This is a genomic window from Gordonia gummivorans (assembly GCF_022513585.1).
In the GTDB taxonomy this organism is placed as follows: Bacteria; Actinomycetota; Actinomycetes; order Mycobacteriales; family Mycobacteriaceae; genus Gordonia.
This window is the reverse complement of the sequence record NZ_JAKWBF010000025.1, coordinates 22,279-34,141: the sequence shown is the minus strand read 5'-3', so window position 1 is coordinate 34,141 and position 11,863 is coordinate 22,279. Positions and strand designations below refer to the sequence as shown.

Sequence of the window (11,863 nt, the reverse complement as noted above, 5' to 3'; positions counted from 1 at the left end):
CCTGCCCTTCGAGGCTCGTCGCTTGCGCTCCTCACACCTCAGGGAGCGGAGGGAAGCGGCCACGAAGTTACGGCACGGCCGCCAGGATCGCGCGGGTGTAGGCGTCAGATCGGTCCGACCCGATGATGCCCGGCCCCATCTTGTTCATGACATAGGAGATGGTGAGTCGCCGGTCGGGGAACATCGCGGTCACCGATCCTCCCCAGCCGCCCCAGAAACAGATTCGCTCGTCGGGCAGCGACGGGACGGTGACGGGCTCAGGCAGGCCGAATCCGATCCCGAAGCGTAACGGCACGCCGAGAACCAAATCCACGCCGCGCGCCTGCTCGTCGAAGATGTGGTCGATCGTCTTCTCGGACAACAGGTTCACGCCATCGACCGACCCACCGCGAGAGATCGCCGACAGTGTCCGCGCCAGCGCACGGGCATTCGAATGTCCGTTGAGCGCGCCCATGTCGGCACGACGCCACGCAATGCTGTTGGCGGCGTTGGCACTTGCGACCGGACCGGTGAAGGTGCGGATCATCGGCGAGTCGGCGGGCACCGACGAGAAGTCGAGATCGAGAGGTGGTGGCGGAATGATCTCCGCGATCCGGTCGTCGTCCTCAGGCTTGGCCCCGATCTGGAGGTCGACGCCGAGCGGCCCGGCGATCTCGTCGGCGACGAACTGCTTGAGGTGCTTGCCCGTCACCCGCCGAACGATCTCACCGAGCAGATGCCCCTGGTTCTGCGCGTGATAGCCCGACGCGGTACCCGGCTCCCACCACGGCGCCTGCCGGGCCAACTGGCCGACGGATTTGTCCCAGTCGTACATGTCGGTGATGGTGAACGGCTGATCCCAGCCCGACACCCCCGACGTGTGCGCCATGACGTGGCGCACCTCGATCGCTTCCTTGCCGTTCTGCGCGAACTCCGGCCAATAGGTGGCCACCGGCGAGTACAGATCCACCAGGCCCCGCTCGACCAGCATCAGCACCGCGAGGGCGGTGACCTCCTTGGTCGTCGACCACACGTTGACGATGGTGTCGCGGTCCCACGGCAGCGTGCGAGCCGCATCGCGGTGACCACCCCACAGGTCGACCACGAGGTCGCCGTCGATATCCACGGCGATCGCGGCACCGAGCTCTTCACCCGACGCAAGTTGCTCGGATAGCGCGTCCCGGACGCCGGCGAAGCGCGAGTCCGCTTCGCCGTGTACCTCGATGTCGGCGCCATTGCCCACGTCGGTCTCCTCACTCGGTGATCCCCGCGTCTCGATGGTAGGTCGCAGTTTGGTGACCGGGGGCGAAACGGCGGCCAAGTCTGACTACAGTTGTGATCAGATAATCGGTCCGACGGGGGTGCCACGATGACCATCAGCAACGACGCAGATGTCACGCTCGACGAGAACTCACTGCTGTGGCGCTATCTCGGCGACCGCCGGTTCGTCATGTCGATCTGCCGGGCGGTCTCGCTGCAGATGCTGCACCCGTCGATCGCGTCGGCCACCCACGAGTTCTCGCTGGTGAAGCGGCGCGTCTTTGTGCACAAGCAGCGCACGGCACCGTGCATCGTGCGGTCGGCCTACGACGCGGACTTCGACGAGGTGCGCATGATCCGCTACAGCCACGACGAGTTCCACGGCCAACGCCCCGACGGTCGGCGCTACCACGCGCTCAACCCCGACGTGTTCTTCTTCGAGCACGCCACCTACGTCGACGCCCTGTTCACGTGCGTCGATGTCTTCTTCGGCGGCCTGACCGAGCCAATGCGGGAACAGCTCTACGCCGAGACCTGTGAGTGGTATCGCCGCTTCGGTATCTCGTCGCGCGTGATGCCCGCGACCCTTGCCGAGTTCGACGAGTACTTCGCATATGCACTCGCGACCGAACTCGACCCCGAACCGGGCGTGGCCTGGTACCGCGATCAACTCCTGCGACCCGACTACTGGTTCTTCAAGAAGCTCCCTACCGCCGCAGTGCGGGCCATCCAGCACCCGGTCGCCGCCGAGTACCTGGGCATCACGCAGTCCGACGGAGACCGACGCGCCCTGAAGCGTTATGCAGCAAGACTTTCGGCGATCGACGCAGTGGCGCCGACACGCAACATCTGGCCGGACGAGGTGCGCGACAGAGTGATTGCTGCGCGGCGGTCGAAGTGACTGCCTGCCCCTCAGCCGATCCCGGCGAGATCGCGCGCGACCTTCGCGGACACTTCGCGTGCGAGCTCACGATGCCGCGCAGCCTGTTCGGATTCACCGACCAGCTCGGCGAGGTCGGCTAAGAGAAGGTCCATCGGGTCGAAAGCCACACTCGCAGCGTCTAATCCGGCGATCGAGCCGGACCACGGGAGGAGCTCGTCGTAGAGCTGTCTCGCTTCTTCGACCATGCCGAGGCGAATCAGTGCGCGGGCATGAAAGGCCTGGTTGCCGGTCCAGTAGTAGTCCCGGCTGATCGGCGGGTCACTCTCGGCAAGCGCACGTGCCTCGTCGACGCGGCCGGTGTCGAGCAGCGCGATCACCTGCGTCCACGCCACCGTCCGGGGTGCGCGCGCATAGATGGCGGCCAGGTCGTCGGCGATGGGGGCGATGCTGCCGCGGTGCCAACCGAGGCACACACCCGAGAGCACATGGAAGTCGGCGCCTGCTGGAATTCCTGCTCCCACAAGCTGAGCGGTGAGGGCAGCATAGATGATCTCGGCAGCGTCGAGGTTGCCGCGCAGCACCTCCAGCACGGCGCTGAACGACATGAGCACGATCGCCAACTGCCCGAGGCGCCCGCTCGTGGCGGTGCTCATCGCCAGTCGCATCTGCTCGATCGCATCGGGCAGGTCCGTTTGCGCGAGCCGAAGCATGAACAAGAAGAAGTGCGCGGCCGCCTGATAGGCGAGGCTTTTGGCTGCGCGCGCGGTGTCCAAGAACTCCTCGGCGATCACGGTGAATTCGGCACGATCGTCCGGTCCAACGGCGGTGAACACCCGGGCATTGAAAGCAGCACAGCGCAATTCGAGATCGTCGAGATCCCGAGCCAGTCGCAGCGCTTCGCGACCGTACTCGGCGGCGAGCCGTTCGTCGGCACTCTCGTACTCCAGCACGGCTGCCACCAACAGTGCCACGCGTTCGGCGCCGGTCGCGTCGGCCAGCGTTCGGTCGAGCGCCGATGCGATCTCTGTGTCCAGAACGCCTTTCGTCTGTGTTCCCCAGATCCACGGGGTGCGCCAGCAGGTCAATGCCTGCACCATGATCGCCCGGTCACCGAGCGATTCCGCGAGCAGGATGGCATCACGCTGGTTCTCTCGCGCGAGCGCCACATCGCCGCGGTGGGCCAATGCGGTGACCAGATTGCAGCGTGCCTCAACGAGTGCCGTCCGGTCACCGATCGGAGCCGACGCCGCGTCGTGCCCCGCGAGCAGATGCAGATCCACCGTCCGCTGCCACAACTCGACCGAGTCGGCAGCGAGCGCGGTGGAGAACCGTTGCCGGGCTGCTGCTTCGACGATCGGCAGTGCCTCGGCAACCGTCGCACCGGTGGCTCCGAGAGCGGCGTGCACGGCGAGTTCCTCTGTCGGCGCGCGGGTTTCCAGCTGCCGGAACACCTGCCAATGCATTCGTCGCCGGCGCAGGGTCGGTATCGCGTCGTAGACGACGTCGCGCATGAGGATGTGACTGAAGCGCACATCGTCGGATTCGACGGCCAGCAAACCTGCGACCACCGCGGTGTCGAGCGCGTCGAGCACCGCGTTCTCGGAACCGAGACTCACCGTGCACAGGCAGACCAGCGCGTCGGTGTCGGCGGTACGACCGGACACCGACAGCATCTCCAGCACCGCAACGGTCGCCGGCGGCAGTTGTTCGATGCGGCGCAACAACACTTCCCGCACACCGCGCGGCACTCCGGTGCGGGCATCCCCGCGGCCGCGTGACGCGATCAGCCGCGCGAGTTCCCGGACAAACAGCGGGTTACCGTCCGTGCGGGACCGCAGCAGGGCCATCGTCTCGTCGTCGACGGGGCGAAGCCCGGCCTCGCCCGCGACGGCCCGGATACCCGCATCGGTGAGTCCCGACAGCGCCAGATGGTCGGCCGTGACCGAGAGCAAAGCCGCACCGCTGGCCAGCAATTCGCCGCCGGCCTCCGACGGCCGGTACGTGGCAACGATGAGCACCGGCACATCGGCGAGCCAGGTGGTGAGCTGGCGCAGGATCTGCAGGGTGGCGCTGTCGGCGCGGTGAACGTCGTCGAGGACAAGCACGGTTCCGACGCCATCCGTCGGCGCGGACGCGCACGCATCGAGGACCTTTCGTGCGATGCGGAACGGGTCGTCGGTATCGATCTCCGCTCCGAGGCCGGTCAGGACCTCTCGCCACGCCCATGCGGTTGGCGCACCCTCGACCTCCGGGCAGTGCCCGATGGCAGTCGTCCACCCTTCCTCGCCCAGCCGGCGAATGACATGTTGGGCCAGAGTCGATTTCCCGCCGCCGGCCTCTGCGGTGATCCACACCAACCGCGCGCCGGACTGCAGTGTCGACGCGGCGTGCACCTCGACCTTTCCGAGCTCGGCCCGACGCGCCGCTTCGGGTCCTGTCCGTCGGGGAGCAGGGTCGACGCGGCGAGGTGTGGTGGCGACGGGCGCCGGCGCGGTTACCGACGCCGGTGCTCGCTGAATCCGCGAATCATGGTGCAAAATAGCCGATTCGAGTTCCCGCAAGGGCGGTGATGGGTCGACGCCGAGTTCGTCGGCAAGATACTCGCGCAGCGTTCGCAAAGTCTGAAGTGCTTGCGCCTGGCGACCGAGTCGGTATTGCGCGAGGGCGGTGAGCCGGAAGAGTTCCTCCCGGTCGGGGTGCACCTCGAGCAAGCCGGAAAGCGCGGCGAGAGCCTCGGCGTCCCTGCCGAGTTCGAGGGCTGTCGACGCGATCGCTTCGGTTGCTGCGAGACGCAATTCGGACAGACGGGCCACCTCGCCGCGGGCCCAGTCGTCCTCGGCGTGTGGGCCGAACGGCACGCCCTGCCACAGTTCCAGCGCCTCCGTGAGCCGGGTGTGGCGGATGCCGACGTCTGATTCGGGACAGCCCACGAGATCCTCGAAACGCCACAGGTCGACGGCCTCGCGCGGCAGTCGCAGGGCATAACCGGGCGCGTCGCTGACCAGGATCTGAGCAGGAGTGCGCGGCGCGCGACCGGGTTCGAGCACGCGACGCAGATTGGAGATGTGCACCTGCAGACCCGCGAGCGCCTTGGGCGGTGGTTCGCCATGCCAGAGATCGTCGATCAGCCGATCCGAGGAGACGATGTGCCCTCCCGCGGCGGCCAGTCGCGCCAGCACCGCGCGTTCGCGGCGGGACCTGATGACGGCTGTCTCACCGCCGACGGTCACCGACACCGATCCCGAGAGACGCATCGACACGGGGAAGTCCTGTGACGTCATGGGTGATCACGCACCTCGTGGAGCGTCGGGCCGGCAGGTGGTGATGAGCGTACCGGCGCGCAACGTTCGACGTGGGGCGGTTGGTCACGACACTGATGCGGCAAGCGACCCCTCGTGGCCGGTCACGTGCAGCGCAGACGGCACATCGCACCCGAATGGTCACTCAACCGGATGCCGTCGACACGACCCGGCCACGCAAGAAGCTCGACGCCCTCCATCGTGGACGCGATGTGATCGATCAGTGGACCATGCTCGACCTCTCCGGCGGTGTGCACGCGCCAAGGCGTCAGCAGATCCGTCAGACGTTCCGCTACTCGGATCGGTTGGCGTGCGCGAGGTATCCGCTGGTTGAAGTCGCCGGCCACCACTGTGGGAACCAACGGGTCGAATCCGGATGCGAGACCGGCGATCTGGTCACAACATTCGAGGTGTTCAGACCAATTGGTGGCGTCCTTGCGTCCGGTGGTCACGTGCGCACTCGCCCACGGAATACACACGGCCAGAATCTGAATCTCACCGATCGGAGTGTGGTTCCGAGCAGTCACCACGCGGCCTTTCCCGGCGCCCCGGTCGAGCCGAACGATGTCGGTCAACGGCCAACGCGACCACAGCAGAGTCTTGCGGCGATGGGCAGCTGCGTCATACCCCCAGTCGTCACCCGCATCGACGGCGTGCCCGCTGTCGGGTAGCAACCAGTGTTGCCCCTCGGTCACGACCCAGACGTCCGCGTCGACGGCACCGATCTGCTTCCGTACCGCCACACCCCTGCCGGAGTTCGGCGCCCATTCGGTGTTCCACGAGGCCACGGTGATGGTGTTCGCGTGCACATGGCAAGCCTATGACTCGACGCTCGTGCATCGGAGACGTGGTAGAAACACACCAATGCGTCGACGATCGGTTCTGCGGTTGGTCACCCTGCTGGTGGCCGGCACCGTCGCGGTCGGGTGCGCCAACGAAACCCTGTCGGAACGAACGGCTTCGGCGTCGCCGTCGCAGAACGTGAGCCCGTCGATCATCTCGCCGCCAGGCAGCGTCACTGCATCGCCGACGCGGATTCCGCCGGTGTCGGCCAACGCCCGGTCGGTCGGATTCATCGATGTACGCAGCGTTGTGCCCGATGCGCTGATCGATCTGCGGTATGCGACGACGAACAACTTTGTCGGGGTGCGGTTGTACTCGGCCAATGCACGCTGCCTGGTTCACCGGTCGATGGGTCCGGGACTGCGTCGTGCCGCGCAACAACTACGGCGCAGCAACGAGGTGTTGGTGTTCTGGGACTGCTACCGCCCGCATTCGGTGCAGCAGACCATGTACGAGAAGGTGTCGAATCCCGCGTGGGTCGCTGCGCCGGGGCCGTATTCGCGCAGTCACGAGTCGGGCAGGTCGGTCGACGTCACGTTGGCCGCGCGACGACCCGGCTGCCCGCCGAACCGGCGCATCGCCGACCGTTGCCTCGTCGAGATGGGTACCGACTTCGACTCCTTCACGCCTGCGGCAACCGCGTACGCGACCGACGGAGTCTCCGCGGTGGCACAACGTAATCGCGCAAGATTACGGTCGGCGATGTCCGCCGGCGGGCTGTCGGTGTACTCGGGCGAGTGGTGGCATTTCGACGGTGCCGGTGCGGACGTCCGACGACCGATCATCGACGTTCCGCCCTACTGAGCAGCCGCCAGAAACTCATCGAAAGAATTTTCGAGAAATCCCTTGCGCGGGCCGCTCGGAGCGGTTACTCTCGAACACAAGTTCGAGGGGACGGCTTTCGGGGGTGAGCATCGGATGACCACAACTATCGGCGGCACGTCACGCGCAGCGGAGTTGGTGGCGCAGGTCCATGCCCTGCTCGACGAGTTGGTCGAGGCTGATCTCACAGCGTGCACCGACGACGAGTTGGTGGAGGTCGCTGCCGCCCATGAGCAGGCTCTGGCTCGGATGACTTATGCCGGGGACCGGCAGCTGGTCGAGGTGTCGGATCGAGATCTGCCCCACCGCATGGGATATCGCAGCCCCACCAACTTCTTCAACGCCCGCCTGCGCGTGTCCGATCCGGGCCGACGCCGCGCCCAGATGGCCGTCACCGCCACCTTCCGCCAGCCGACCGGCGAAGAACGCGAACCCCGCTTCCCCGCGGTGGCCGAAGCGTTCGCCGAGGGCAGCATCGGACACGGACACATCCGCGCCGTGCTCGACACCCTCGATCAGATCCCGCACACCACCCCGCACGACGTGCAGGTTGCGGCCGAGCGGCAGATGGTCGACATCGCCAAAGAACACACCCCCAACGACATCGCCACCGCCGGACAACGCCTCCTCGGTCATCTCGACCCCGACGGCACCCTGTCCGACGACGCCGACCGCGCCCGGCGCCGCAATCTGTGGATGAACAAGCAACGCGCCGACGGCACGTCAAAGCTCACCGGCACGCTCGATCCTGTTCTGGCAAACCGATTTGCGACGATGTTGGCCGCGTGGGCGCAGCCCGGAATGAACAACCCACAGGACCCCGAGTCGCCGTCCGGGCCGTATGAGGATGCCGACCCCAACGTGGTGGCCGCGGCCGCTCTGCGGGACGGGCGGTCGGTGGCCCAGTGCAATCACGACGCGCTCAACGCGTTGTTGAAAGCGGTGTTGGAAGACGGTCTGCTCGGCACAACCCATCGCGGTCTGCCGATCCAGCTGATCATCAAAGCCAACCTGGCGGATTTGGTCCGGGGGTCCGGGGTGGCGACCACCGCCACCGGTGGGGTCATCCCGATCTCTGAACTGATCGGCATGGCCGGACAGGTGCAGCCGTGGCTGGCGATCTTTGATGGCGCGAAGCCCGAGCCGCTGTTCCTTGGTCGGGGTAAGCGGTTGGCCTCCATGGCTCAACGGTTGGCGTCGTTTGTTCGCATCGGCGGGGAGCGGTGTTCGGCACCGGACTGTGATCAACCGGCCACCCACGTTGAAATACACCACGCCAAACTGGATTTCGCGTTGGGCGGCAACACCGACATCACCGAACTGTATCCGGCTTGCCCACCGCATAACCGGCGAGTCGGGCCTAAACCGGGTCAGTTCACCACCTGGATCATCGAGGACGGCCCCGACGCCGGACGGTGCGCGTGGCGACTCAACGCCCACCCCGGCGCACCACCCAACCCTGCACGCATCAACCGCTTCCCCGACATCGCCGCCGGATTCACCGCACACCTCAACAGAGTGCGTGCGGAAATCCACGGGCCGCCGGACGACGGTGACACACAGGCAACCGAGGACAGTGTCGTCGGGCACTTCCGGCTGCTCGAAAACGCCCGCACGCGAAACGAACTCGCCCGACTCCAACTCCGACAAACCATCAACCCGGAATCAGTGATCGAGAATCGGCTCGTCGGGATGCTGGAAGAGCACCTCGGGATCGGTTAGTCACACGCGCCGCAGCGTCGCGTTGATGACGAACGTCCGGTTCTGCGACTGCGAGAAATAGCTGGAGTAGTACGAGAGCGAATCGTCGGAGATCGGGGTGATGGTGATCTCCGACGTGACGCAGGTGCCGCGGGTGATGTTCTCGGTCAGGATCACCGTCGTCCCCTGCCGAGACTTCTCGGTCCATGTTCCGGCGCAACCGATTTGCGGATACTCGACTGTGGCGGCGACCGGTTGATTCGACGTGATGGTGGCGACGACGTCGAAGCCCGTCTGATCTCCCGACACCGCACCACGCCAGGTTCCCGTCAGCGATGCCTCCGCAGTGGTCGAGGCGGTCGTCGGCGGTGACGTCTCCGTGACGGACAAACCCACGGTGGTGGGTGTGGTCTGCACCGCGGCGCTCGGTGTGTCGTCGGAACCACCGGTGAGAACCACCGCGGCAATCGCAATGGCCGCCACCAACACCACAACCCCGACCACCGCGGCCGCGATCAACCCCGTACGACGCGGGGGAGTGGGGCTCGGCCCACCAGGGGGCGGTCCGGTCGGCGGGCGGTTCCCCGGCGGCGGATAGGCCGGCGCCGGCCCACTGAAGTTGGGTCGCCCGACAGCCGTGGTGGGGCGCATCTCGGTCGGACGATACGCGGGTGGCGACAACACCGTTCGTCCCAGAGTTGTTGTCGGAGCTGGCTTCTCATGCAACGCGGCAGATGCTGCCGCAGCCAGGTCGGTGCACGTGTGGAAGCGGTCCTCGGGCCGCTTGGCGAGCGCTCGAAAGATCACGTCGTCGAGTGCGACCGGTAGATCGGGACGCACCTCGGACAGACGCGGGACCGGCGCGTGTGCGTGCGCGCCGATCAGGCCGAGCTGGTCGGGCCGGGTGAAGACAGGCTGCCCGGCGAGCAACTCATACAGCGTGCAGCCGAGCGCATAGACGTCGACCGCAGGTGTGAGCGGCGCGCCACCGAACATTTCGGGGGCCGCATAGTTGAGGGTCCCGATCATGTTGCCGGTGCCGGTGAGATCGGTGGAGTCGGTCATCAGACGGGCCACACCGAAATCACCGATCAGCGCCCGCCAAGTACCGCCGTGCCCGGCTGTCACCAGGACATTGGCGGGCTTCACATCACGATGCAGAAGCCCCTGCGCATGCGCGTAGTCGAGCGCCGACGCGACTTGAGCAATGATGCCCACCACCGCGTCGGCCTGCAGGGGTCCGTCGCTGTCGCGGAGCATCGCCGCGGTGTCGGTCCCGTCGACGTACTGCATCGCGATCCACATGACGTCGTCCTCGACCCCGGCGTCCTGGACGTTGACGATGTTCGGATGATCGAGGCGCGATGCAAGATCCGCCTCGCGTCGGAAGCGTTCCCGGAACGACGGATCGCCGCCGAGCGTCGACGCCAACACCTTCAGCGCCTGATTCCGCGGCAGGCGCGGATGCTGCACGAGGTACACCGTGCCCATCCCGCCGCGCCCCAACGTCCGGATGACGGTGTAGCCGGCGATCACGTCGCCCGCCGCCAACCGCGTCCCGCTGGCACCCATGCTGACCTCCCTGTGTAGAGCATCGGCAATCACACAGAGAGTGTCACGTCAGCACGCAGGGTTGCGTCCGAACGGACGACAGCAGACCTCAGCGGTGCGGTGGTTCGGCCAATCCGCGAGCCAATCCGACGCCGGCACCGATGCCCGCGCCGAGTGCGGTGAACGGGGCAGCGGTGGCCGCTGCGCCGATGGCCGCGCCGGCGATCGGACCGGCAACCAGGCCGGCCGGCAGGAACGGCACGCCGACGATCAATCCGGCGACACCTCCGACCAGCGCACCTGCGGCCGCGAGCGGAGCTCCGACGGTGGCCGTGGCGATGGCGGCACCTGCGGCGGAATCACCGACGACCGCTGCGGCCACCCGATCCGAACGGGCGGCGGGTAGGCCAACCGAATCGGCAGCAGTGGCGACCTGCGCCTCAGCGTCTGCTGCAGCGTTGTTCACCTGGGAGCGTTGTTGCGAGTTCATCCAATTCGGCGTTGGAGCCTGGAGATCGCCGATCCGCACCGTTCCGCGCGGCGCGACGATCGGCCGGACCGGTTCGGTCCGCTGCGGCGCCCGGAACTTCGCCGGATCGAGTCGTGGCAGTGGCGCTGAGCGAGGAAGCGCACGCACACCAGGTCCGGTGCGATCGCCCGACTGGTGCACCGACACCGCAGGATGTCGGGCCGGTGCGGTGGTCTCGGCTGATGCCAGTCCGGCGCCGGCGAACGCCAGGACGGCCGGGGCCGACCCCGCAGCTACCCACCCCGCCCAACGGCGACGTTCGGGTGCGCGATGACGACCTCGCCTTGAGTTGCAACCACTTGATGACTCCACGATGACCTCCGGTTCTCGAGACTTCTCGTACGCCGGTGGTTCGGGTGGGAGGTCACCGCAGATGGGTGCTCACAGGATGGTGATGCCGTCGCCGATCAGTTTCGCACCGATGACCAGCAACAACACCATGCGACAATCGGGAGTGGACTGATCATCACGCCGACAGCGATGGGCAGTGACTGCCCGATGGCATCACCCGTGTGGCGGCCTCAATTCGACGATGGCCAGCGGCCGGGACGTCTTCTTCTGGTAGCCGGTGTATCGGCCCTGGTTGACCTTATCCACGATCTCGAATCGCCGGGCGTAATCCGGGTCGTCGGGATAGGTCGGCCGAGCAACCACCTGTAGACGTGTGCGGCCCACCTGGATCTCGCAGTCCGGCTTGGCCTTGACGTTGGCCAACCAGCCCGGCGGCCTCGGCGAACCGCCGTTGGAAGCAACCACCAGGTAGGCGTCCCCGTCGCGGCCGTATGTCAGTGCACTACAGCGGTTTTCACCGGTACGACGCCCGACGGTCCGCAGCAGGAGCGTCGGATTGCCGAACAGCAGCCGATGCCCGACGAGCCCACCGGAGTGCTCGTAGAGCCACTGGTGAGCCTGCAGCGTGCGGATGAAGAGCGATGCCATCACGAGACCTTTCGCCAACGAACGACTGCGTCAAGTCTCGCAGCCCCGATTGTCCTC

9 protein-coding genes are annotated in these 11,863 nt (G+C 66.6%); 3 read left to right on the top strand and 6 right to left on the bottom strand.

All coding sequences use genetic code 11. The annotated features are described in order from the left end of the window. Window positions 1-67 precede the first annotated feature (67 nt). Complete coding sequence (locus tag MKW15_RS17475; RefSeq protein WP_240860410.1) at window positions 68-1,222, bottom strand: serine hydrolase domain-containing protein; 1,155 nt, start codon at window positions 1,220-1,222, stop codon at window positions 68-70. A gap of 126 nt (window positions 1,223-1,348) precedes the next feature. Here MKW15_RS17475 and MKW15_RS17470 point away from each other — a divergent pair, with 126 nt between their 5' ends. Then, a complete protein-coding gene (locus tag MKW15_RS17470; RefSeq protein WP_240860408.1) occupies window positions 1,349-2,140 on the top strand; it encodes an oxygenase MpaB family protein in 792 nt (263 codons plus the stop codon). An 11-nt stretch (window positions 2,141-2,151) separates the two neighbouring features. On the opposite strand, the gene MKW15_RS17465 is transcribed toward MKW15_RS17470, so the two are convergent. Both MKW15_RS17465 and MKW15_RS17460 read right to left on the bottom strand, forming a co-directional pair. After that, entirely contained in the window at window positions 2,152-5,403 is a 3,252-nt protein-coding gene (locus MKW15_RS17465) for a BTAD domain-containing putative transcriptional regulator (RefSeq protein ID WP_240860407.1), read from the bottom strand. Window positions 5,404-5,525: 122 nt separating this feature from the next. Next, on the bottom strand, window positions 5,526-6,230 hold the full coding sequence (locus MKW15_RS17460) for an endonuclease/exonuclease/phosphatase family protein (RefSeq protein WP_240860406.1): 705 nt from the start codon (window positions 6,228-6,230) through the stop codon (window positions 5,526-5,528). Between the two features lie 55 nt (window positions 6,231-6,285). Between MKW15_RS17460 and MKW15_RS17455 the strand changes: the two genes are divergently transcribed. Next, window positions 6,286-7,068 carry a M15 family metallopeptidase gene (locus tag MKW15_RS17455; RefSeq protein WP_240860405.1) on the top strand — a complete coding sequence of 261 codons (783 nt, stop codon included), beginning with the start codon at window positions 6,286-6,288 and terminating at the stop codon, window positions 7,066-7,068. Window positions 7,069-7,182: 114 nt separating this feature from the next. Next, window positions 7,183-8,808 carry an HNH endonuclease signature motif containing protein gene (locus tag MKW15_RS17450; protein ID WP_240860404.1) on the top strand — a complete coding sequence of 542 codons (1,626 nt, stop codon included), beginning with the start codon at window positions 7,183-7,185 and terminating at the stop codon, window positions 8,806-8,808. Here the strand turns inward: MKW15_RS17450 and MKW15_RS17445 are convergent, their stop codons facing one another. From MKW15_RS17445 to MKW15_RS17435, 3 genes are all read right to left on the bottom strand, one after another. Continuing rightward, a complete protein-coding gene (locus MKW15_RS17445) occupies window positions 8,809-10,359 on the bottom strand; it encodes a serine/threonine-protein kinase (RefSeq protein WP_240860403.1) in 1,551 nt (516 codons plus the stop codon). A gap of 88 nt (window positions 10,360-10,447) precedes the next feature. Continuing rightward, on the bottom strand, window positions 10,448-10,975 hold the full coding sequence (locus MKW15_RS17440; protein ID WP_240860402.1) for a hypothetical protein: 528 nt from the start codon (window positions 10,973-10,975) through the stop codon (window positions 10,448-10,450). 396 nt (window positions 10,976-11,371) lie between these two features. Then, complete coding sequence (locus MKW15_RS17435; RefSeq protein WP_240860401.1) at window positions 11,372-11,806, bottom strand: nitroreductase/quinone reductase family protein; 435 nt, start codon at window positions 11,804-11,806, stop codon at window positions 11,372-11,374. Window positions 11,807-11,863 lie beyond the last annotated feature (57 nt).